Genomic DNA, 21911 nt, shown 5'->3' on the forward strand with positions numbered 1-21911 from the left:
CGAAACCCCTGCCCGCGCGGTTCGCCGCGCGGGTTCATTCATTCCATACACAGACATGAGGGCATCGTCATGCAGACACGCGTGGCACGTCTATACGGCCAGAAGGACATTCGCGTCGAAACGCAGGACCTCGTCGAGCCGGGTCCCGGCGAAGTGCTGCTCACTATGGCGGCGGGCGGCATCTGTGGCTCCGATCTCCATTATTACCAGGATGGCGGCTTCGGCCCGGTCCGGGTGCGTGAACCGATCATCTGCGGGCATGAGGCATCCGGCCATGTACGGGCGCTGGGGGAAGGCGTCAACGGGCTCGCCATCGGCCAGCTCGTCGCCGTCAATCCCTCGCAACCCTGCGGCCATTGCCATTTCTGCCAGAAGGGCCAGCCGATCCACTGCCTTGAGATGCGCTTCATGGGCAGCGCCATGCGCCTGCCGCACGAACACGGCATGTTCCGCGACCGGCTCGTGGTTCCGGCAAAACAATGTACAACATTTTCAGACGCCACCTCGCCCGCCGAAGCTGCCTGCACCGAACCGCTCGCCGTCTGCCTGCATGCCGCAGCGCAGGCCGGCGATCTCGCTGGCGCGAAGGTGCTGGTGACGGGGGCCGGGCCGATCGGGCTCTTGACCATCGCCGCGGCCCGCCATGGGGGTGCAAGCATCATCGTTGCGACCGATCTGACCGATGCGGCGCTGGAACGTGCGCCAGCCATGGGTGCAGATCGCACGATCAATGTCGCAAGGGATGCCGAGGCGCTTTTGCCCTATCAGGACAACAAGGGTTATTTCGACGTTATTTTCGATTGCTCCGCCGCTGGCCCCGCGCTCCGCAGCGCCTTCGCCTGCGTGCGTCCGCGCGGCACCATCGTGCAGGTGGGCGTGACCGGCGATATTACCATTCCGCTCAATGCGCTGGTGGGCAAGGAAATCCTATGGCGCGGCTCGCAACGCTTCCACGATGAATTCGCCATCGCCGCGGGGCTCATCTCCACCCGCAAGATCGATGTGCGGCCAATCATTTCCCACTGTTTCCCGCTTGGCGAGGCGAAAGCCGCATTCGAACAGGCCGGAGACCGATCCGCGGCCTGCAAGGTGCAACTGACATTTTCCGCAGAATAATGTTTGAGGACTTAAGATGAGACATACATGGCGCTGGTTCGGCCCGGTCGACAAGGTCACGGTTCAGGATGCGGCTCAGGCGGGGGCGGAAGGCATTGTCAGCGCGCTGCATCACATCGCCACCGGTGACGTCTGGCCGGTCGACGAGATCGCCAAACGGCATGAGGCCATCAAGGCCGGCGGTCTTTATTGGGACGTGGTGGAAAGCGTGCCGGTTTCCGAGGATATCAAGACCCAGACCGGCGATTGGAAAACCCATATATCCAACTGGCAGGAGACGCTGCGCCGCCTTTCCGCCTCCGGCATCCGCACCGTCTGCTACAATTTCATGCCCGTGCTGGACTGGACCCGCACCGACCTGCGCTGGGAAACCAAACACGGCGCGAAGGCGATGCGCTTCGATCTTACCGATTTCGCCGCCTTCGATATTCACATCCTAAAGCGCCCCGACGCAAAGGCCGATTATCCGGACTGGCTGGTAGAAGAAGCGACAAAACGCTTCACTGAGATGCCGGATACAAAAATCGCAGCGCTCGGGCGCAATATCGGCGCGGGTCTGCCGGGCTCGGCGGATGGTTATACGCTCGCCCAGCTTCTGGAAAAGCTGCGCTCCTATCACGGCATCAACCGCGAAAGGTTGCAGCAAAATCTGGTCGACTTTCTCTCCGAGGTGACGCCGGTTGCCGAAGAAGTCGGCATCAACATCTGCGCCCATGGCGATGATCCGCCGTGGCCGCTGCTCGGCCTGCCGCGTATCCTCTCCACCGAGGCCGACTATGCCCATATGCTCTCAAAGGTCGATAGCCGCGCCAATGGCGTGACGCTCTGCACCGGCTCTCTCGGCGCGCGGGCGGATAACGACCTGCCCTTCATCGCCAGCCGTTTTGCTGACCGCATCCATTTCGTGCATCTGCGCAACGTGACGCGCGACACCGACACCGTGCCCTGCTCCTTCTTCGAAGACGAGCATCTGGAAGGCGGAACCGACATGGTCGCCGTCATCGCCGCACTCGTCACCGAAGAGGCGCGCCGCCGGGCGGAGGGCCGTGAAGACCACACCATTCCAATGCGCCCCGATCACGGCCAGGAAATTCTCGACGATCTGACGCGCGGCGCGCAACCCGGTTATCCCGCCATTGGCCGGCTGAAGGGGCTTGCGGAACTGCGCGGCATCGAGCGCACGCTGTCGCACAGCCGTTTCGGTCTTGCGAACGGCAAAGGCTGAACAGGAGAATTGACCGCGGACGGTTCCGTCAGCCTGCGGTCAACCGCGCCCGGAAAAAGAGATAGGAGAAGGTTGCAAGTCCACCGGCAACCGCTCCAGCGGCTTTCACGGCGCCGTCCGTCAGCTGCGGATGACGTGTCGGGGACAGGAATTGCAGCGCCTCGATCCCGAAAGCTGCGACAATGCCCGCCATAATGATCGCCAGCCAATAACGCGGATAGGCCAGCACGAAGGCGGCAGAGCAGAAGGCGAAGGCGGCGGCGCGGTCTATGCCAACAGTCGTCAGCGTGTGCGGCCGAAATCCGATCGGGCAGATTGTAACGATCACGATCAGCAGAAGAACCGACCAGGCGACATATTTCGGAAGTCTATTTGTCATCATGGCGTCACAATAAAGCGCCGTGCGCGTAAACGGAAGCGGGTCTTTTTCGCGCCTCGCCCAATTAATCACACTTTTCGGTCAGATAGTTGAAAAACCGGCTTTCGCTCAAGCCCCACACGGGCTAAGGCAGAAGGCAACCGGGCGAGGATCGCGGCTGATGGCGTTTGCGCTGTCGCTTTTCGGTCTGGCGTCACGGTGTCGGGTGGATTTTCCACACAGGATCAGATTTTCAGGGAAGAGCACAATGAGTTTCAAGCCGCACGGCAAACATCTGGTTGCAGGAGAATGGGTCGCAACGGAAGCAAAATTCCGCAGCGAGCCTGCACATGGCGAAGCTTTCGATTTTTCGGTCGGCACCGTCGATCTGGTGAATGCGGCCTGTGAAGCTGCCGAAGAAGCTTTCTGGAGCTACGGTTACACCACCCGCGAAGAGCGCGCCGCATTCCTCGACACCATCGCCGATGAGATCGAAGCCCGCGCCGACGCCATCACCGAAATCGGCTCGTCCGAAACCGGCCTGCCCGCAGGACGCCTGCAGGGCGAACGCGGCCGCACCGTTGGCCAGCTCCGTCTCTTCGCTTCGCATATCCGCAAGGGCGACTATCTCGACCGTCGCCATGACGAAGCGCTGCCGGATCGCCAGCCCCTGCCGCGCCCGGATATCCGGCTGATGCAGCGTCCGATCGGCCCCGTTGCGGTCTTCGGCGCCTCCAACTTCCCGCTCGCCTTCTCCACGGCCGGCGGTGACACCGCAGCGGCTCTGGCAGCTGGTTGCCCAGTGGTTGTCAAGGGTCACTCCGCCCATCCCGGCACCGGCGAAATCGTTGCCGAAGCCGTTCTCGCCGCCGTCAAGAAGCATAATCTGCATCCCGGCGTCTTCTCGCTGATCCAGGGCGGCCGCCGCGATGTCGGTTCCGCGCTCGTGCAGCATCCGCGCATCAAGGCGGTCGGTTTCACCGGTTCGCTCGCCGGCGGCCGCGCGCTGTTCGACCTCTGCGCCCAGCGCCCCGAGCCGATCCCCTTCTTCGGCGAACTCGGTTCGGTCAACCCGATGTTCCTGCTGCCGGAAGCCGTTTCTGCTCGCGGTGAAGCCATTGCCAAGGGCTGGGCGGGTTCGCTCACCATGGGTGCCGGCCAGTTCTGCACCAATCCGGGCATTGCCGTCGTTCTTGCCTCGCAGGCAGACACGGTCGCGGAAACCGCGCGTACTGCTCTTTCCGAAGTCGGCCCGCAGGTCATGCTGACCGATGGCATCGCTTCGGCCTATCGTGATGGCCGCGACCGCATCGCTGCCGGCAACGGCGTGCGCGACGTGCTGACGACCTCCTGCAACCTGCGCAATGCAACACCTTATCTCTACCGTGTTGCCGGCAAGGACTGGGTTGCCAACCATGCACTCGCAGAAGAAGTCTTCGGACCGCTCGGCCTGATCGTCACGGTCGAAAGCGCAGAAGAAATGATCGAAGTCGCCAAGAGCTTCGAAGGCCAGCTGACGGCAACCCTGCATCTCGATGCCGGCGATGCCGAACTCGGCCGCAAGCTGCTGCCGATCCTGGAACGCAAGGCGGGCCGCGTTCTCGCCAACGGCTTCCCGACCGGCGTTGAAGTCTCCGAAGCCATGGTTCACGGCGGCCCCTACCCGGCCTCCACGAACTTCGGCGCAACTTCGGTCGGCACCATGTCGATCCGCCGCTTCATGCGCCCGGTCTCTTATCAGAACATTCCTTCGGATGTTCTGCCGGAAGACATTCGCTAATCACTGAAAAGGCAGGCGCGGCAATGCGCCTGCCTTCAGCGCCGGAACCTCCGCTTCCGTCATCCTCGGGTCAAGCCCGAGGATGACGTCGCGTTTGCGGCCTGACACGGAAGCTTCAACGCTTCACCGATACACACTTTCCAGATTTTCAGCAGTACGACGTCCACGTCGGTTGACATGGACCCTGCGCATAATGCTAATACGCCTCTCGTAACGTAATAACATTACACTCATTCTCAAAGACCCGCTATCGGTTCGAACCCGTATGAGGATGACAACGTCTGGAAGGAACACCATGAGATTTTCCCTTCATCACCATTTCGGTATGAGCGCACTCGCCACATGCCTTGCGCTTGCCACGCCGCTCGTTCCAGGCATGGCGCTGGCAGAAGAAAGCAGTGACAGCATCAAGGAATGGCGGCTATTCGTTGCCGATCACAGCCAGCCGGTGGTGCGCGCAATAGATTTCGAAACCGGCAAGGAGCTCGGGCGCTACGATCTGAAGGGCTATGCGGCGCTGACCGCCAGCGCCTCCGGCAAGACGGTTTTCGCGACGCAATCGGATGCCGACATGGTGCATGTGATCAAGACCGGCATCGTTTTTTCCGATCACGGTGAGCATCGCGATCTGAATGTGGAGGATGCCGCGCTTCTGCCCGTCACCTTCGAAGGCAAGCGCCCTTTCCACGTCGTGCCGCATGATGACCATGCGATCCTCTTTTATGACCGTGGCGGCAAGGCTGAGATAATCGACGAGGGAGCATTGCTTGACGGCAAGGCCAAGGTCCGCACCGTCGACACGACAGCGCCGCATCATGGCGTGGCGGTGACGCTGGGGCGCTTCGTTCTGGTTTCCGTGCCGAATACCGAGATCGAAACGAAACCCGATACACTGCCGCCGCGCATCGGACTGCGCGTTCTCGACAGGGAGGGCAAGCAGGTTGGCGAGCAGGCGGCATGCACCGACCTGCATGGCGAGGCGACGTCCGCACGGCTTGTCGCCTTCGGTTGCAAGGAAGGCATTCTCGTTGCCCGCCCCGGCGGCACCGATGGTCCGAAGCTTGAAATGCTGGCCTATCCGGAAGATTTCCCGAAAGCCTATACCGGCACACTGCTTGGCGGCAAATCCATGCAGTTCTTTCTCGGCAATTACGGTGAGGACAAGGTCGTCCTGATCGATCCGGATAGCAAGGACGCCTTCCGTCTGGTGGAGCTGCCGACCCGGCGCGTGGATTTCATTCTCGATCCCGCCAATCCGCGCAACGCCTATATTCTGACCGAAGACGGCGACCTGCACGTGCTTGACGTGCTGGAAGGCGCGATCACCCGCAAGGCGAAGGTCACCGAGCCCTACAGCAAGGACGGCCATTGGCGTGATCCGCGCCCGCGTCTGGCCGTTGCCGATGGACAGGTCGCGATCTCCGATCCGCGCCATTCACTCATCCGCGTGGTAGATGGGGAAAGCCTGAAGGAAACCCGCACGGTCGCAGTGGAAGGCCAGCCTTATTCCATCGTCGCCGTCGGCGGCTCCGGCGCTTCGCATTGATACCAAAGCAAAGAAACCCCGTGCGCCCGACAGACGCATGGGGTTTTCTAATTTTGAAGAGACGTATCCTCAGGCAGACTGCACAGCCTGTATCTTCTCGATACCGCCGACGATGCCGGCGAAATCCTGCCAGACGCCCTGAGCACCCTTGCGCCATTCATCCAGCGCTTCCGGCTGCAGCACCTTGCCGCCCTTGGAGAGTGCAAGCTCGACGGACTTCGTCTCGTCTTCAACGATCAGCTGGTTGAAATATTGCGCACCTTCGCTGGAGGCTTCCGAAAGCACCTTCTTTTCCTCATCATCCAGCTGGTTCCAGAAGGTCGCGCCGTAATAGACGACGCCCGAGGCCCAGATATGGCCGGTCTCGGTCATATAAGGCACGACCTCGTAAAGCTTGAAGCCGGCATAGGCAGATTTGGTGAGGTCCATGGCGTCAGCCACGCCGGTCGCCAGCGCATTATAGGTTTCGGTGATTGGAATGCCGACCGGCGTGGTGTCGAAGGCGCTCCAGAGCTTGGTGTGCAGCGGGCTCTGGATGACGCGGATCTTCTTGCCTTCCAGCTGCTCCGGCCGGATCACCGGTTCCTTGGTCAGCAGATGGCGTGCGCCGTAATTGATGAAATCGGCGGCGACGAATTGTTGCGCGGTGAGTTTCGTCTTCAGCCCGTTGCCCGTTTCGCCCGTCACCACCTTACGCACATGGTCGGCATCGCGGAACAGGAAGGGCAGATCGAGGATCTGTAGTTCCGGCACCCAGCCGGAAAGCGAGGAAACCGTGGAGAGGCTCGCCTGAACCGATCCGAGACGGATATTCTCCGCCACTTCCTTTTCGCCGCCCAGCGCGCCGCTCTTGACGATATTGAAGCGGAAACGGCCGGGCAGTTTCGCCTCCACCAGCTCGCTGATCTTCACCCAGATTTTCGTCTCCGGCTTGTCGTCGGCGAACAGGGAAGCGACCGTAATGTTACGGGTCTTGGCACTTGCAGTGCGCACGAAAGCGGGCGCGGCAAGCGTCGCTGCACCTACGGCAGAGAGTTTCAGGAGATTGCGACGATCGATAATAGTCATGAATAAAACCCCGGATTTAGAAGACAATGGCCCAGGCGCACAGAATGGCGAGGGAAACGAGAAGGGACAGGAGATAGGGAACGACGGCCTGAAATAGCGCCGTCGCCGGAATGCGGGTGACACCGCTGACCACGAAGATGAGCATGCCAAGCGGCGGCGTCAGGCCATGGATCATCAGATTGACCACCAGAATGACGCCGAAATGGATGGGATCGATACCGGCGGCAACGGCTGCGGGCAACAGGATCGGTCCAAACAGCAGGATGGCCGCACCGATATCCAGCACCAGCCCCACCACGAGCAGGATGAGGTTGGAAAGCAGAAGCACCGCGATCTTGCTGCCGCCAAGCAATGTCACGAAATCCGTGACCAGGCCGGAGACATTATCGACCGCCAGAAGGAAGGCGAAGGGGCCTGCCGTTCCGATAAGGAGACCGATGGCCGCCGCCTCACCGGCTGATTGCCGGAAAGTTGCGAAGATACGCCCCGCGCCCACCCGGTACCCGAAGCCGAGAAGCAGCGTGTAGAGTGCTGCAAGTGCGGCCGCTTCCGTGGTGGTGACAATACCGATGCGGATGCCGACCACCACGATGACGCCGAGGCCGAAGGCGGGTATGGCGGCGATGGCGGAGCGCCAGCGTTCAACTCCCGTGGCGCGCGGCAGGGTATCGACGCTGCGCACGCTCAAATGGATCGCCACCGCAAGGCAGATCGCCATCAGCCCGCCGGCAAAGAAGCCGCCCACCAGCAGCGAGCCGACCGACAGATTGGTGGCTGTGGCAAGGATCAAGAAAGCGATGGAGGGAGGGATGACATTGTCGAGCACCGAGGTGGCGGCAATAATCGCACCCGCCTGCGCCGGCGGATAGCCGTGCTTGACGAGCTCCGGCTGGAAGGTGGAAGCGCCGAAGGCGGCGTTGGCGACCGAGGAGCCGGATGCGCCGGAAAACAGCACGCTGGTCAGAAGCGTCGTCTGCGCCAGTCCCGCCCGCCGATGTCCGACCATGGCGGCGGCGAAGCGGACCAGCTGGTTGGCAACGCCCGATTCCGTCAGCAGGCTTCCGGCCAGCAGGAAGAAGGGGATGGCGAGCAGCAGGAATTTCGACATGCCGGTTACCGTCGAGGAAACGATGGCCGGTTCCGGCAAGGTGCTGCCGAAGGCGATCGCCACGTAAGCTGCGGCGAGGAAGGCATGGGCGAGCGGTGCTGCCAGCACCAGCCCCACCGCTGCCGTCAGCGCCAGAAACAGGCTTGGCGGCAGGGTCGTATCGACAAAAACTTCCGGCAGGCCGACATAGGCCACGACTGCGATGGCGAGCGACGCGAGAACGGCAAACACCTTGCCTTCACTAACGCGCTGTAGCGCCAGATAGAGAAGGATCAGCGCGCCACCTGCACCCAGAAAGCCGAAACGCACCCATTCCGGCAGACCGAGTGTCGGCGAGGTGCCGCCCAGCATCGCCGCGATCTCAACCCCGCCGAAAGCGAGGATGAGCGCTGCGACGAAGGAGAAGGCATCCGCCAGAACTTCGGTGGCTGCGTGAAAACGCTCAGGCAAAAATCGCACGAAAACGTCGAGCCGCATGGCAAGCGCGCTTTTGAGACTGAGCGGCGCGCCAACCGCGATCATCGCCACATGCAGCCAGATGCCGAGATCTTCCGCACCGATGAAGCCGGTGTGAAACAGATAACGCAGGGTGACATTGACCAGCACCACCGCAAGAAGTGTGGCAAGGATGGCGGCGGCGACCGCACCGAGCGCCTTGTCCAGAACGGCGAGCACACGCTCGGCCACGCGTTGCGGGCCGATGCGCCTTTGTGCTGATATCGTTGCCGGACTTGCCGTCATGTCTTTCTTCTCCACTCCCAAAGCCATGCTCAGGAGGCCTTTGCCGAGAGGTCGCGATCGAACAAGGTCGACCAGGTGAATTGTTTGGCCGATGAGACTTCCCGCGATACATCGAGACGCGGAAGAACCTTTTCCCCGAAACGGAAGGCCTCTTCCAGCAATGGCATACCGGACAGAATAAAGGTATTCACGCCCGCCTTCTTATAGGCCTCCAGCGTGCGGATGACAGTATCCGGCGAACCGACAATCGCCGTTCCCGGCCCGGGCCGAACAAGACCGATGCCGGCCCAGAGGTTGGGCGCGATTTCAAGATCGCGCAGGTTCTCAGGCTTCTGCCCGCCATGCATTGCCGTCATGCGCTGCTGGCCGACGGAATCCGTCTTGCCGACGAAACGCTGGTTTGCAGCAATCGCGTTCGCATCCATACGGCCATAGAGATCGGCGGCGGCGGCCCAGGCCTCTTCATCCGTATCACGCACGATGACATAAAGGCGGATGCCGTATTCCAGCTCGCGGCCGAGCTTTTCCGCGCGCGCCTTGACCAGATCGACCTTAGCACCGATCTGGTCCGGCGTTTCACCCCATGAGAGATAGGTCTCGACATGTTTGGCGGCAACGTCGATCGCCTTATCCGACGAACCGCCGAACCAGAGCGGCGGCGGCTCTATGCCCTGCCCCACTGGCAGAGCGAGCTTTGCGCCCTCCGTCTGGAAATATTGGCCCTTGAAATCGACCGTCTCACCGGCGAAAAGCCGGTGCCATATCTGCAGATATTCATCCGCCATCTCGTAACGCTCGTCATGCGGCATGGTCATGCCATAGGCGCCGAGCATCTTCGCATCGCCCGAAACGACATTGATCAGCAGGCGTCCGCGCGAAAACTCCTGAAGCGTCGCCGCCATCTTGCCAAGCAGCGTCGGCGCGATCAGGCCCGGATGAATGGCGACCAGCAGTTTCAGCCGCTCGGTATAGGAGAGCAGCGCACCCGCCAGCACCCAGACGTCATGCGCCCCGGTGGCAAAAAGGGCGCCGGTGTAACCAAGCTGGTCGTAAGCAAGCGCCAGCTGCTTATAATAACCGAGATCGACCTTGCGGGACCCTTCCGGCTGCCAGGGATAAGCGCCATCGGGCGCGCACATGTACCAGAAAATATTCATCTGTCGCCTCCCGCGCTGGCTGATTGACCCGTCTGAACCGGTAAAGAAAAATGACCGTGCCTGTAAAGCGTATCGGCCTCCTCCTGCTGTTCGGCAAGGATATTCTCGGTGGCGGGCACCACGGAAAGATCGCGCGAGCGCAGTACCTTCGCCCAGGATGAAGCGTCGCCCTCGCTACCCGGTTCGGCGGCGAGCAGCGCCGCCGCCCTGTCGATATCCGCCATGACGGCCCGGCCGATGCGGTCGAGTTCGACCGCAATCGCCTCTCGGCTCTCCAACGCAATATTGTGGCGCGCAAGCGTCCAGAACAGCGAACGGTTGGGAATGGTGGAGCCGCAGCGGACCAGAAGGCTGATCCCGTCATGAGTAAGAGCTTTTTCGAGCCGTGGCAACATCGTCACCCAGGCATCGACGCGGCCTTCCACGAGGTCGCGCAGGCTATCGCTGTCGCCGCTTTCGATGCGTGTCACATCCGCAAGACCAAGCCCGGCCCCTTCCAGACTGCGCGCCAGAAGATAGGTGTGAAACGAGCCGTCAATCAGCGATATGCGCTTTCCCTCGAGATCGGCGGCGGAACGGATCGGGCTGTCGCGCCGCACGAGGATCGCGCCGTTTGCTGGCCTCGGCGCAGAAGCCGCGATATAGGCCGCGGAAAGCCCGCGCGCATCTGCCTCGATTGGCGGCGTCGAGCCCGTGCCACCGAAATGGATTTCGCCCTTTTCCAGAAGCGCCGCGGTATCGCGCCCCTCGCGATAGGGCACGAATTCCGGACCGAATTCCTCAAAGGCGCCGGGCCAGAGCCGGGCGAGCCGCAAATGCAGATTGTTGGGATGGACCCCGATTTTCATGTCGACACCTCATTTCGCAATCAATCTACTTTTTTATAGAATGTTTTCGAGGAACGTTTTGGCGATCCTCTGCGAGAAAGCGAAAGAGAAATCTACCAATCCTGTAGATTTTAAAAAACGCTTGATCCTGTCAAACTCACCCTAATCAAGCCATTGAAATTTATCGCCATACAATTTACTTTTTTATAGTTTAAAAAATGGGCCTGTAGTCGTGACGAAACCGGTTTCCAATCTCATCTGCCGCAGCGTGGTGGAGGCGAGCGAGCTTTTGAAGCTGGTCGCCAATGCCAATCGCCTGGCCATCGTCTGTTATCTCATGGAAACGGAAGCTTCCGTTTCCGCGCTGGAATATGAACTCGGCATCCAGCAGCCAACGCTTTCCCAGCAGCTTGCCGAATTACGCGACGCCGGCGTGATCGAAGGCTCGCGGGAAGGCAAACAGGTGATCTACCGCGTCACCGATCCGCGCATCGTCCAGCTGGTTCTGACATTGCGCGGTCTTTATACTGACCTTTCCGACGTGACCGGCAAGAAAAGCAGGCGGGCTTTGCCGTTAGACGAGGCGATGTTCGATTAGGATGATAGACCTTTACACCTGGATCACTCCCAACGGCCTGAAAATCTCGATTGCGCTGGAAGAACTCGGCCTGCCCTATGTCAGCCACGCCATCGACATCGAAAAAGGCGAGCAATTCTCAGCCGACTATACCCGCATCAATCCCGGCTCGAAAATCCCCGCGATCGTCGATCGCGACAATGGCACCATCCTGACGGAATCGAACGCGATCCTGATCTATCTCGCCAAAAAGGCCGGGCGGCTCAAGCCCGTCTCTGCCGCCTCACGGCTGACAGTCACCGAATGGCTGATGTGGCAGGCCGCCAACTTCGGCCCGACGCTCGGTTACGCCCATTATTTCCTGACCTACAATGCCGGAAAAGCACCCTTTGCCGAGACGCGTTTCGCCTCGGATACGGAGCGCCTCTATCTGACGCTGAACGACCGTTTGACCGAGCGGGAGTTTGTCGGCGATGATTTTTCCATAGCCGATATTGCCATCTGGCCATGGGTCTCGCGTTTCCCTCGCCATAAAATCGACCTCAATGATTTCCCGGCGGTAAAGCAGTGGTATCGCCAGCTCGGACAACGCGAAACCTTCCAGCGCGGTTACCGCGTGCCTTTCGCGACTTCCGACGTACCGGGTCTTTAACCTGCTTCAGCAGGCGACAAGGTGGCCGGGCGAGACCTCGCGATACTCACGCGGTTTCACCACGTAATCGACCGCGCGGATCGGGCTTTTCAGCTCGTCATTCGCGGCATTTCGCCGGGTATTTCTGCGGTCCGGGTCCGGCACCGGCACGGCAGCCATCAGCTTGCGGGTATAGTCATGCTGCGGATTATCGAACACCGCCGCGCGCGGGCCGATCTCGACGATTTCGCCGAGATACATCACCGCGACACGGTGACTGACGCGTTCCACCACCGCCATGTCATGGCTGATGAACAGGAAGGCAAGATCGAGGCTCTGCTGCAAATCCAGCATCAGGTTGATGACCTGCGCCTTGATCGAAACATCAAGCGCCGAAACGCTCTCATCGGCGACAATCACCTTCGGCTGGAGCGCTAGCGCGCGGGCGATGCAGATACGTTGCCGCTGACCGCCCGAGAATTCGTGGGGGTAACGCACCGCCATATCGGGCGAGAGACCAACCTTTTTGAGCATATCGGCCACCACATCCTTCGCCTCACGGGCGCTTCCCATGCGGTGTTCCAGAAAGGGTTCGGCAATCGCCGCACCCACGGTCATGCGCGGATTGAGCGAGGCATATGGGTCCTGAAAGATCATCTGCACCGTCTTGCGCATCTCGCGCATGCCTGATTTGTCGAGAGCGAGAATATTCTCGCCATTGACCACCACCGAACCGGCAGTCGGCTCGATCAACCGCATGATGGCTCGTCCCGTCGTCGATTTGCCGCAACCACTTTCGCCGACCAATGACAATGTTTCGCCGGCCCGCAGATCAAAGGACACGTTTTCCACCGCATGCACGCGACCGCTGAGCCGGCCTAACAAACCGGAGTGAATATCGAAGTGTTTGGTCAGCCCCTCCACCTTGAGCACTGGCTGGGCGCTAGCGTCGACGGTATCGCCCGGGCGCGCCGGCTGCTGCGTTTCGCCTGTGGTGGTGTTGACGATGGGAAACCGGAGCGGTCTTTCCTCACCCGTCATGGAACCCAGAACCGGAACGGCGGACAAAAGCGCGCGGGTATAGGGATGTTTGCCGCGATGGAAGATATCGGCCGTCGCGCCGACTTCCACCTGCTCGCCGCGATACATGACGACGGTGCGGTCGGCGATCTCAGCCACCACACCCATATCATGGGTGATGAACAGAACCGACGTGCCTTCCTCTTCCTGAAGCGTCTTGATGAGGTCCAGTATCTGGCCCTGAATGGTCACATCGAGCGCAGTCGTCGGCTCGTCGGCGATCAGGAGTTTCGGCCGGGACGCAAGCGCCATGGCGATCATCACGCGCTGGCGCATGCCGCCGGAAAAGCGATGCGGATATTCATCGAAACGCGATGCGGCTGAGGGAATGCGGACCTTTTCGAGAAGGCGGATCGTCTCAGTCCGCGCATCCGCCCTGGACATCGGCTGATGGCACAACAAGGCTTCGGAAATCTGGTCACCGATGGTGAATAGCGGATTGAGGCTGGTCATCGGCTCCTGGAAGATCATCGCCACCTCGTTGCCCCGCACCTGCCGCATGGCATCTTCGAAAAGCGACAGCAGGTTGCGTCCGCCAAGCAGGATTTCGCCCTGAACCCTGCTGCTTTCACGATCCAGTAACCGCATGATGGAGAGCGAGGTGACGCTTTTGCCCGAGCCACTTTCACCGACGATCGCGACCGTCTCGCCCGGCCCGACATCGAAGGAAATATCACGAACCACGGGTTTCCAGCCGCCATCCACGTGAAAAGACGTGGTGAGATTGCGGACGGAAAGCACCGGCTCATTGGCACCAAAGGGTGCTGCCTGCGGCATGGTCATGATCGTTCCCTTCTATTTATTCTGGTTGCAATGCTTGGGCGGGCAGTTGCCGCGAGTTTCTTCTCCCCAAGGGGGAGAAGGTGGCCCGAAGGGTCGGATGAGGGGGCAACGTTGCCGTATCTCACGACCCTTGCCCCCTCATCCCACTGCCGCGACCTTGTCCCCCTCAGGGAGAAGAAACAAGTGGCACCCGCTCGCTTCACTTAATCCGGCCAGCGCAGCATGCCGTCGAAACGGTGGCGGCTGCGGTCGTCGAACGGAGTAGCAATCACCTCGTTGGAGGCGCGCGCCTTGTCCAGTTCCTCCGCCAGACGCGAAGCCACGATGGTTTCCTGTCCGGGATGAAGGTTGCATGGGTCGAGATAGAAATAGCGATGCTCCACCTCGTGGTCGCGGGTAATGATCGGCGGATTGCCTCTCGCTAGTGCCGTTGTCAGGTCCCAGGCGGTGATATGCGCTTCCTCGGCATTGATGATAACGCGCAGCCTGTCGAGCGGGTTATTGGTCGGATCCGGCTCGATCAGCGCCGTCACACCCGGACGACCATCCAGCGTTTCCTTCCAGAGATTGAGATAGCCGGTCTCACGCTCACGGATGCCGGCATGGTCGCGCTTTTCCCAGGCTTCCAGCGCCGCCATGACGCCGTAGATGCTTTCTTTGCCGACCTTCATGCCGCGGCCGATGCCCATATTCTGCAGGAAGGCGTTGCGCACCAACTCCTTACTTCCTGCCACGATGCCGGAGGTGGGGCCGCCGAGGAACTTATGGCCGGAATAGAGCACGACATCCGCGCCCGTTGCCAGAAACAGCTTCAGATCATATTCGGAAGCCGCATCAACGATAACCGGCACGCCCTTGGCGTGGGCAATCTCGACAAATTCGGAAAGATGCAGCAGGCCGTAATCAACAACATGGTGCGAGATGACATAAACCGCCGCCGCCGTCTTTTCGGTGATGGCGTTTTCCATGTGGAACCGGTGGGTGGATGTCGCTTGCCCGACCAGGACCACCTTGCCACCGGCGAGCCGGATTGCCTGATCCACCGGCGCGCCGTAGCTCACCACATGCCCCATCTGCACCAGCACCTCGTTCTTTTCCGGTGCGGTATCAGGCAGCTTTTCGATGGCCAGGAGATTGTTGCCGGTGATGGCCCCCGCAACCGCAAGGCTTATCCCGGAAGAGCAGGACGCCGTGACGAAACCGGCCTCGCCGCCCGTCAGCCTTGCAATGATCGCGCTCGCCTTGCGTTGCAGATCATTGATTTCGACGAATTGCGGCAGGATGGTCGCCATGGCCTGAACGGCCTCGGGAACGACAATCGACGCGCCCAGCGAGGTCATGGTGCCCGAGACGTTGATGACCGGGCGAAGGCCGATCCTGCTTCTGATATCCTCGGTCATGTCTTTCTCCTGTCTTTGCGATGCGCTGGGCATCGACATATATGCCATAATAATGTAATAGCTTCTCAAAATTCATGAGGAGCCGGAAATTGGACGCCCATAAGCTGGACGAAATGCCTTCAACCGCCGTGTCTCCCACGGAAGAAACCCCGGACGCGAAGACGGCCAAACGCTCGCGCGTCAGCGGTATCGACCGCGCTCTTCAGGTTATTGATTATCTTTACGAAACCGGATCGCCCGCCGGCGCTTACGCCATTGCCAAGGCAATCAAGGCGCCGCTTTCCACCGTCTATGTGATCGTCGACGATCTCGTCGAAAAGAACATGCTGGCCCGCAATGCCGACGGCAACATCTGGCTCGGCGCGCGGCTTTATCACTACGGCCTTGCCTATGCCCGCTCGCTGGATTTCATGGGTGTTGCCACGCATGAAATGCATGATCTCTGCCGCCACGCTGGCGAAACCGTCCAGCTTTGCGGTCGCGACGGCGACCATATGCTTGTTCTGGCCATGGCCGATGGGCCGAGCCATTTCCAGGTCGCGTCCCGCGTCGGCACCCGTGTTCCGCTGAACTGGACGGCGTCCGGCCGCCTGCTGGTCGGCCATCTGCCGGAGGCGGAACGTCTCGAACTTTTCCGGCGCTGCGCCCGTTCTTCGCCGACTGGCCGCGCGGAGATCAACCCGGAGACGCTCTCGCAATCGGCGGCGGCCGCCTTTCATGACCGGCTGTCGATACAGGTCGCCGAATCCGATTACGCCGTCGCCTGCATAGCCTCGCCGATCTGCGATAACAGGGGTGAATGCGTCGCGACGATCTCCATCGTGCTGCCGGAACAGAAGGTGCTGGCGGACGAGAACCACTACACCGAACAGGTCAGGGTCTCGGCGGAACGGATCGAAAAGCTGATGGGCTGGCGCAACCATTAAATAGCCTCACCCCTTGAGCGCGACGATCGCTTCGATCTCGACGGTGATATTGCCCGGCAATGAGCCGAAACCTACGGCGGAACGAGCATGTTGCCCGGCATCGCCGAACACGTTGATGAAGAGATCGGAGCAGCCGTTGATGACGCTCGGATGATCGCGGAAATCGCTGACGGCATTGACCATGCCGAGCAGCTTGACCACCTTCTTCACCCGCGCCAGATCCCCCAACGCCTCATGCATGACGGCAAGCAGATTGATGCCGGTGAGGCGCGCATGGTTATAGGCCTCTTCCAGCCCGATTTCCGCGCCCACCTTGCCGGCATAAAGATGGCCGTTTTCCTCCCGCGGCCCCTGCCCCGAGAGGTAAAGCATGTTGCCTTCCACCACATGGGTGACGAAATTGGCAATCGGCGGCGGCGGCGGCGGCAGGGAGATGCCGAGCGCGGCAAGCCGGTCATAGGGCGAAAGATGCTCTTCTGCATCAAGCGAAGACTGTTTCACGCGAATTCCTCATAATGCCGGGACGGGTATCCCGTCGTGTCTGCGGAAGGCGAAAGGCAATGCCCTCCGCCGTTCCAGTCGGGGTCAGCGCCAGGAATAACCATGGCTGTGGCGCACAAGCTTGCGCGCCCTCGGGATATAGCGGCTGGCGGTGATCGCTTCCGCGCCGATGACCGCATAACGCGGCTCGAACAGGCGCTTCAAACGCGACACGTCACCATTGGAATCGGTCGCTTCGAGATCGGCATCGACAAGATCGAAGACAGTGAAATCAGCGCGCTGGCCGACATCGAGGCGGTTTTCCATATCGAGGCGAATGATGGAGGCCGGGTTGCGGGTGACGGCTTCGACCACCTTTTCGAAGGGCATATCGACCGACAGCAGCTTCGACATGGTCGTCGCGAGATCCCAGACCGGGAAATTCATCGAATGGCCATGCAAATCCGTGGAGATCGAGAAGGGCAAAAGGCCACGCGCAATCGCCGCTTCCGCCACCTTGAAGGAGAAGGATGCGCCGCCATGGCCGATATCCAGCCGGATGCCTTCACCGGCGCAGCGTTCGGCAAGGTTGAACAGGTCCTCGTCTTCCATGATGCTGGAGCCCGACTTGCCGTTGAAGCAATGCGTCACGACATCGCCGGGGCCGAGAATTTCCAGCACCTCGTCGTAGAGTGCCGGCGGTTCGCCCACATGCACCATCATCGGCACTTTCAGGATCTTGGCGATCTTCTTGCCGAGCTTGACCGGCGTCACACCCCAGGAGCCGGTGATGACGTGGCTCGCACGCACCTTGATACCGACAATATGCTCGCTGTTTTCGGCGTAACATTCGAGGATTCGATCAAGGTCGATATCCTTGATGTCGCGCAGTTCCGGCACGCGGTTGCAGGCGACAAGCCCGATGGAGCCGAGATTGAGGAAGGCCTTGATGCGTTCCTTCGAGGGCTCGATGATATATTCGCGGAAACCGTGGAAATTCGCCTCACCCGCCGAACCGGCATCCACCAGCGTGGTCACGCCGCGCTCGGCCCCGCATTCGGAAGGGCGGATGGAGATGTCGGTGCCGCCGTGCCAGATATGGACGTGCAGATCGACCCAGCCGGGCGAGATGAAGGCGCCCTTGGCGTCGATACGCTGCGCATCCGCGGGCGCCTGCAGCGCAGAGCCTACCGCGGCAATCTTGCCATCGCCACCGATCAGAATATCAGTCGAGGCCTGGGACGCCCCCTTTCCGAAACCGACGGGTTTGACATTGGTGAGAAGAATGGGAGCTTGAAGAGGCGCTTTCGCCTGTTCACCGGACGTCATATTACAAATCCCTTCGCAGTCTTGGGTCGAGCATGTCCCGCAGCCCGTCGCCGACCATTTGCAGCGAGAGCACGGAAAAAATGATGGCAAAGCCGGGGAAGTAGGTCATCCAGTCCGCCTGACCGATATATTGGCGGCCGGCGGAAATCATGGTTCCCCAGGTGGGTATTTCAGGGCTGACACCAAGTCCCAGAAACGAAAGGCCGGCCTCGGCCAGCATGGCGCTGGCGAACAGAAAGGTGCACTGCACGAGGATCGGCGAGACGAGATTGCGCAGCACATGCCGCGTCATGATGTGGAAGGTGGAAATGCCAAGCGCCTTGGCCGCCTCCACATAGGGCAATTCGCGGATCACCAGCGTCGAGGCGCGCACGATGCGGGCAAGGCGCGGCGAGTAGACGACGGCAAGAGCAATGATGACAGTCGTCAGCGACGGTCCGAGCGCTGCCACCAGCGCAATCGCCAGCAGAATATCCGGAAAAGCCATCATGGCGTCGATCAGCCGGGCGATCGGCGTATCCAGTTTCTGGAAGAAACCGGCGAGCAGGCCGAGCGTGATGCCGATCAGCGCCGAAAGCGCCACCACCGCGGCCCCGACCAGAAGCGACAGTCTTCCAGCGTAGATGGTGCGGGAGAAGACGTCACGGCCAAACTCATCGGTGCCGAACCAGTAGAGTTCGCTCGGCGGTTTCAGGCGATTGACGATCGACAGTTTCGACGGTGAATAAGGCGCGATCATCGGTGCGAAAACCGCAAGCAGCACGAAGATGAGCAAAACGATGAGACCGGCGGCAACCGTCTTGCGCTTCAGCAGACGCCGAATGAACAGGATGCTCGGGTTGCGCGCCGGCGGGGCGGTGGAAACAATATCGGCCATCAGTAACGAACCCTCGGATCGACCAGCAGGTAGAGCATGTCGATTGCAAAATTGATGAGCACGTAAAGCCCGGCGATGACGAGAAGCGCGCCCTGAATGACCGGATAATCGCGTCGCAACACGGCCGACACGACGAGATTGCCGATGCCGGGCAGGCCGAAGACGGTTTCTGTGACGACCGCGCCGGAAATCAGCACGGCGGCGGTGAGACCAAGCACGGTCAGGATGGGAATGAGCGCATTCTTCAGCGCATGTTTCATCACCACCCGCCGCTCCTTGACACCCTTGGCTCTGGCGGTACGGACGTAATCGTCGCCGAGAACATCCAGCATCGAGGCGCGGGTGAAACGCAGAATGAGGGCCGAGGAAACGAGGCCGAGCGCGATTGCCGGCAAGGTCAGGTGATACATGCGCTCGAGGAAGCTCGCGCCCGGACCGCCATATCCCGAGACCGGGAACATATCGAGCCGGACGGCGAAGAACTGCATGAGGATGAGGCCGAGCCAGAAGCTTGGAATGCTCGCCGCCAGCATCGCAATGGTGGTGGCGGCCTGATCCACGAAGGAACCGCGCCGGTAAGCGGCATAGATGCCGATCGGAAGCGCGATGACGCTGGCGATCAGCAGCGAAAAGATCGTCAGGAAGAATGTCGGCTCCGCCCGGTCCAGCAGGGCCGATCCAACAGGCATGTTGAGAAAGATCGACTGGCCGAGATCGCCCTTCAGCAATTGGCCGATATAATAGACATATTGCACGCCAAGCGACTGATCGAGACCGAGCCGGGTGCGCAGCTCCGTTATGTCCTGCGCCGAGGCATCCGGCCCCAGCATCACGGCGGCCGGGTCTCCGGGTGTGACGCGCAGAATGACGAAGACAATGGTGACGACGAGGAACATCACCACGACCATTCCGGCAAGTCTCTGGAAAATATACCGTATCACGAATAAGGGCTCCCAATGGCACAAGCGGCGGACTGCTCATGCGCGATAGTTGAAGCGAAACTGCTGAAGGGTGCCGGCAGCCCGGCACCCGATTGCCGTCCTGGCCTTATTTCGTGACCGAGGCATTCCAGAAATAGGGCCACGGAGCCGGATCGACGCCTTCCAGCTTGTTGGACTTGGCCGCCACGGCATTGAAGTCGCCGATCTTGAGGAGCGGCAGCTCGGCATAGATCGTCTTCTGCACATTGGCCCAGAGCGCGATGCGTTTGTCCGGATCGGCTTCGGAGGTGAAGGCGTCAACCGCAGCCTTGCGCGTCGGCGTGTCCCACCAGCCCGGCGAACTGGTCGAAAGCGCGCCCATCAGCGCCGGTTCAGGCAGGAAGGGGCTGTGGCTGATATAGATGTCCCAGAGCTTCGGGTCGGCGCGGCGTTGCGTCAGCGTCGCCCAGTCCACCACCTGCATATCCACCTTGAAGCCGGCAAGCTTCAGATATTCCGCGGCAACCTGCGCCATCTTGTAGTGGAACTCATATTGGCGGCTAGTGAGAATGCGCAGCGGCTCGCCATTATAACCGGCCGCTTTGAGCTTTTCGGCAGCGGCTTCCGGGTTGCCGACATTGTAGTTGCCCTCGACGCCGTCTTCCGTGTGCCAGGAGAAATTGTCGGGATAATAGGCGCCGTCAAGCGCATAAAAATCCTTGCTGCCGAAAGCGGCTGCCAGCATGTCTTCCATGTTCAACGCCTCGGTTACCGCCTTGCGGACCTCAAGCTTGGAAGAAAGCCCCTCCTTGGTGTTGAACACGAAGACCGGGAAACCGAAAGGCTTCAGCATCAGCGGCTGCGACGCCGCCGACGACTTCACCTTGTCGAAGGATTCCACCGGAATGGAATCGACATAGTCATACTGGCCGGAAACAGCGGCTTCGACGCGGGTGTTCGGATCGGGTACCGGAACGAAGCGGATTTCATCGAGATATTGATGGCGTGCGCCACCATAACCGTCGCTTTCGCCGTCGCGGGACTTATAGCCGTCGAAACGGACGAGCTGGATATACTGGTCGGCCTTGCGTTCCTTCAGCATATAGGGACCGGTGCCGATGAATTCGGCCATTGGCTCCGCCTGCTTTTCAGCGGGCAGGATGATCGCCGCCGAATTGTTGAAGGCGAGCAGCGAGGTCAGCGGCGCATAGGGCTGCTTGAGGGTGATCGCCACCGTCCCTGCGTCAGGCGCGGAGATATTTTCGATGAAGCCGGCTGCCTGCTTGCCGCGCGAGGCGATCTTCATCCAGCGGCCAAGCGAGGCGACGACATCTTCGGACGTCATGTCGCTGCCGTCATGGAACTTGATGCCCTGCCGCAGCTTGATCGTGTAGGTTCTACCATCAGCACTGATCTCGGGCAGGCTTTCCGCCAGAAGCGGCGTCACCTTCCAGCCCTTGTCGAAGGTATAGAGTGTTTCGAAAATATGCTGCGTGACGATGCCGACGAGATCGGCGGTAGACGCCATGGGATCAAGTGTCGGCGGCTCACCGATCGTCGCGACATTGATGACGCCGCCCTTCTCCGCGGCCATCATTACGTTAGGTGCCAACAGCAAAGCGACAGTGGCGAGAAATGCAAGTTTACGTCTCATGGTCAAGCTCCCAGCTCTTATGTGTTCCATTATTATGTTATATGCATCTTTATAACAGAATATCTTGATACATCGCCGTGTCAATGAGAATGAGGCATGGCGATGAGTTTCCGTGATCGGCGAAACGCGAGGCAGGTTTGCGCGGGAGGCGGCAACAGGTTGTAAGGTGATGGAAAAATGGGGATTTTACCCAAAATACAGCGCACCAAAAAATCCAACTCTTCCAGCCGGGACGGCGGGAATGACGGCAAGCGTTCGGCTGTAAAGGAAGAAAGGGAATTAAGAAGGTTGGATATTTCGCATTTGCGAACAAAGTGCTATTAAAGAT

19 protein-coding genes are annotated in these 21911 nt (G+C 60.4%); 7 read left to right on the plus strand and 12 right to left on the minus strand.

Features of this window, described 5'->3' with window-relative positions; all coding sequences use genetic code 11:
• Window positions 1-69: 69 nt before the first annotated feature.
• Both AC5I5B_RS09480 and uxuA read left to right on the plus strand, forming a co-directional pair.
• Window positions 70-1116, plus strand: coding sequence for an L-idonate 5-dehydrogenase (locus tag AC5I5B_RS09480; RefSeq protein ID WP_003506484.1), 1047 nt, complete (start codon window positions 70-72; stop codon window positions 1114-1116).
• 16 nt (window positions 1117-1132) lie between these two features.
• Entirely contained in the window at window positions 1133-2341 is a 1209-nt protein-coding gene (gene uxuA / locus AC5I5B_RS09485; RefSeq protein WP_060726879.1) for a mannonate dehydratase, read from the plus strand.
• Window positions 2342-2369: 28 nt separating this feature from the next.
• Here uxuA and AC5I5B_RS09490 read toward each other — a convergent pair whose 3' ends face one another.
• Window positions 2370-2723, minus strand: coding sequence for a hypothetical protein (locus AC5I5B_RS09490; RefSeq protein WP_003506481.1), 354 nt, complete (start codon window positions 2721-2723; stop codon window positions 2370-2372).
• Between the two features lie 244 nt (window positions 2724-2967).
• On the opposite strand from AC5I5B_RS09490, the gene AC5I5B_RS09495 reads away from it, so the two are divergent.
• Both AC5I5B_RS09495 and aztD read left to right on the plus strand, forming a co-directional pair.
• Entirely contained in the window at window positions 2968-4479 is a 1512-nt protein-coding gene (locus AC5I5B_RS09495) for an aldehyde dehydrogenase (NADP(+)) (protein ID WP_003506480.1), read from the plus strand.
• A gap of 295 nt (window positions 4480-4774) precedes the next feature.
• On the plus strand, window positions 4775-6025 hold the full coding sequence (gene aztD, locus AC5I5B_RS09500) for a zinc metallochaperone AztD (RefSeq protein ID WP_112958632.1): 1251 nt from the start codon (window positions 4775-4777) through the stop codon (window positions 6023-6025).
• Window positions 6026-6094: 69 nt separating this feature from the next.
• Here the strand turns inward: aztD and AC5I5B_RS09505 are convergent, their stop codons facing one another.
• The 4 genes from AC5I5B_RS09505 to AC5I5B_RS09520 are packed head-to-tail and all read right to left on the minus strand — an operon-like array spanning window position 6095 to window position 10947.
• A complete protein-coding gene (locus AC5I5B_RS09505; RefSeq protein WP_112958631.1) occupies window positions 6095-7093 on the minus strand; it encodes a TRAP transporter substrate-binding protein in 999 nt (332 codons plus the stop codon).
• Window positions 7094-7109: 16 nt separating this feature from the next.
• Entirely contained in the window at window positions 7110-8942 is a 1833-nt protein-coding gene (locus tag AC5I5B_RS09510) for a TRAP transporter large permease (protein WP_112958630.1), read from the minus strand.
• A 29-nt stretch (window positions 8943-8971) separates the two neighbouring features.
• A complete protein-coding gene (locus AC5I5B_RS09515; RefSeq protein WP_111780268.1) occupies window positions 8972-10099 on the minus strand; it encodes an LLM class flavin-dependent oxidoreductase in 1128 nt (375 codons plus the stop codon).
• Window positions 10096-10947, minus strand: coding sequence for an ABC transporter substrate-binding protein (locus tag AC5I5B_RS09520; protein WP_112958629.1), 852 nt, complete (start codon window positions 10945-10947; stop codon window positions 10096-10098). The genes AC5I5B_RS09515 and AC5I5B_RS09520 overlap by 4 nt, the downstream gene beginning before the upstream one ends.
• A gap of 211 nt (window positions 10948-11158) precedes the next feature.
• Between AC5I5B_RS09520 and AC5I5B_RS09525 the strand changes: the two genes are divergently transcribed.
• Both AC5I5B_RS09525 and AC5I5B_RS09530 read left to right on the plus strand, forming a co-directional pair.
• Window positions 11159-11524, plus strand: a complete 366-nt coding sequence (locus AC5I5B_RS09525; RefSeq protein WP_112958628.1) for a metalloregulator ArsR/SmtB family transcription factor — start codon at window positions 11159-11161, stop codon at window positions 11522-11524.
• Between the two features lies 1 nt (window position 11525).
• Complete coding sequence (locus AC5I5B_RS09530; RefSeq protein WP_112958627.1) at window positions 11526-12155, plus strand: glutathione S-transferase family protein; 630 nt, start codon at window positions 11526-11528, stop codon at window positions 12153-12155.
• A gap of 6 nt (window positions 12156-12161) precedes the next feature.
• On the opposite strand, the gene AC5I5B_RS09535 is transcribed toward AC5I5B_RS09530, so the two are convergent.
• Window positions 12162-13997, minus strand: coding sequence for an ABC transporter ATP-binding protein (locus AC5I5B_RS09535; protein ID WP_112958626.1), 1836 nt, complete (start codon window positions 13995-13997; stop codon window positions 12162-12164).
• Window positions 13998-14200: 203 nt separating this feature from the next.
• Complete coding sequence (locus AC5I5B_RS09540; protein ID WP_111797176.1) at window positions 14201-15397, minus strand: aminotransferase class V-fold PLP-dependent enzyme; 1197 nt, start codon at window positions 15395-15397, stop codon at window positions 14201-14203.
• An 89-nt stretch (window positions 15398-15486) separates the two neighbouring features.
• Between AC5I5B_RS09540 and AC5I5B_RS09545 the strand changes: the two genes are divergently transcribed.
• On the plus strand, window positions 15487-16323 hold the full coding sequence (locus AC5I5B_RS09545; RefSeq protein WP_020808499.1) for an IclR family transcriptional regulator: 837 nt from the start codon (window positions 15487-15489) through the stop codon (window positions 16321-16323).
• Window positions 16324-16329: 6 nt separating this feature from the next.
• On the opposite strand, the gene AC5I5B_RS09550 is transcribed toward AC5I5B_RS09545, so the two are convergent.
• The 5 genes from AC5I5B_RS09550 to AC5I5B_RS09570 form a co-directional block, all read right to left on the minus strand.
• Window positions 16330-16824, minus strand: coding sequence for a RidA family protein (locus tag AC5I5B_RS09550; RefSeq protein ID WP_020808498.1), 495 nt, complete (start codon window positions 16822-16824; stop codon window positions 16330-16332).
• An 84-nt stretch (window positions 16825-16908) separates the two neighbouring features.
• On the minus strand, window positions 16909-18132 hold the full coding sequence (locus tag AC5I5B_RS09555) for an amidohydrolase/deacetylase family metallohydrolase (RefSeq protein WP_087745585.1): 1224 nt from the start codon (window positions 18130-18132) through the stop codon (window positions 16909-16911).
• Between the two features lies 1 nt (window position 18133).
• A complete protein-coding gene (locus AC5I5B_RS09560; RefSeq protein ID WP_020808496.1) occupies window positions 18134-19009 on the minus strand; it encodes an ABC transporter permease in 876 nt (291 codons plus the stop codon).
• Window positions 19009-19950 carry an ABC transporter permease gene (locus AC5I5B_RS09565; RefSeq protein WP_162724172.1) on the minus strand — a complete coding sequence of 314 codons (942 nt, stop codon included), beginning with the start codon at window positions 19948-19950 and terminating at the stop codon, window positions 19009-19011. The genes AC5I5B_RS09560 and AC5I5B_RS09565 overlap by 1 nt, the downstream gene beginning before the upstream one ends.
• Window positions 19951-20056: 106 nt before the next feature.
• Entirely contained in the window at window positions 20057-21583 is a 1527-nt protein-coding gene (locus tag AC5I5B_RS09570) for an ABC transporter substrate-binding protein (protein ID WP_112356376.1), read from the minus strand.
• Window positions 21584-21911 lie beyond the last annotated feature (328 nt).

This window comes from Agrobacterium sp. (assembly GCF_059499945.1).

Excerpts from the sequence above, each read along its gene's own strand:
- AC5I5B_RS09540 (WP_111797176.1), bottom strand. The coding sequence starts at position 15,397 with ATGACCGAGGATATCAGAAGCAGGATCGGCCTTCGCCCGGTCATCAAC.
- AC5I5B_RS09490 (WP_003506481.1), bottom strand. The coding sequence starts at position 2,723 with ATGATGACAAATAGACTTCCGAAATATGTCGCCTGGTCGGTTCTTCTG.
- AC5I5B_RS09520 (WP_112958629.1), bottom strand. The coding sequence starts at position 10,947 with ATGAAAATCGGGGTCCATCCCAACAATCTGCATTTGCGGCTCGCCCGG.
- AC5I5B_RS09555 (WP_087745585.1), bottom strand. The coding sequence starts at position 18,132 with ATGACGTCCGGTGAACAGGCGAAAGCGCCTCTTCAAGCTCCCATTCTT.
- AC5I5B_RS09530 (WP_112958627.1), top strand. The coding sequence starts at position 11,526 with ATGATAGACCTTTACACCTGGATCACTCCCAACGGCCTGAAAATCTCG.
- aztD (WP_112958632.1), top strand. The coding sequence starts at position 4,775 with ATGAGATTTTCCCTTCATCACCATTTCGGTATGAGCGCACTCGCCACA.
- AC5I5B_RS09510 (WP_112958630.1), bottom strand. The coding sequence starts at position 8,942 with ATGACGGCAAGTCCGGCAACGATATCAGCACAAAGGCGCATCGGCCCG.
- AC5I5B_RS09505 (WP_112958631.1), bottom strand. The coding sequence starts at position 7,093 with ATGACTATTATCGATCGTCGCAATCTCCTGAAACTCTCTGCCGTAGGT.
- uxuA (WP_060726879.1), top strand. The coding sequence starts at position 1,133 with ATGAGACATACATGGCGCTGGTTCGGCCCGGTCGACAAGGTCACGGTT.
- AC5I5B_RS09515 (WP_111780268.1), bottom strand. The coding sequence starts at position 10,099 with ATGAATATTTTCTGGTACATGTGCGCGCCCGATGGCGCTTATCCCTGG.
- AC5I5B_RS09535 (WP_112958626.1), bottom strand. The coding sequence starts at position 13,997 with ATGACCATGCCGCAGGCAGCACCCTTTGGTGCCAATGAGCCGGTGCTT.
- AC5I5B_RS09495 (WP_003506480.1), top strand. The coding sequence starts at position 2,968 with ATGAGTTTCAAGCCGCACGGCAAACATCTGGTTGCAGGAGAATGGGTC.
- AC5I5B_RS09560 (WP_020808496.1), bottom strand. The coding sequence starts at position 19,009 with ATGGCCGATATTGTTTCCACCGCCCCGCCGGCGCGCAACCCGAGCATC.
- AC5I5B_RS09480 (WP_003506484.1), top strand. The coding sequence starts at position 70 with ATGCAGACACGCGTGGCACGTCTATACGGCCAGAAGGACATTCGCGTC.
- AC5I5B_RS09570 (WP_112356376.1), bottom strand. The coding sequence starts at position 21,583 with ATGAGACGTAAACTTGCATTTCTCGCCACTGTCGCTTTGCTGTTGGCA.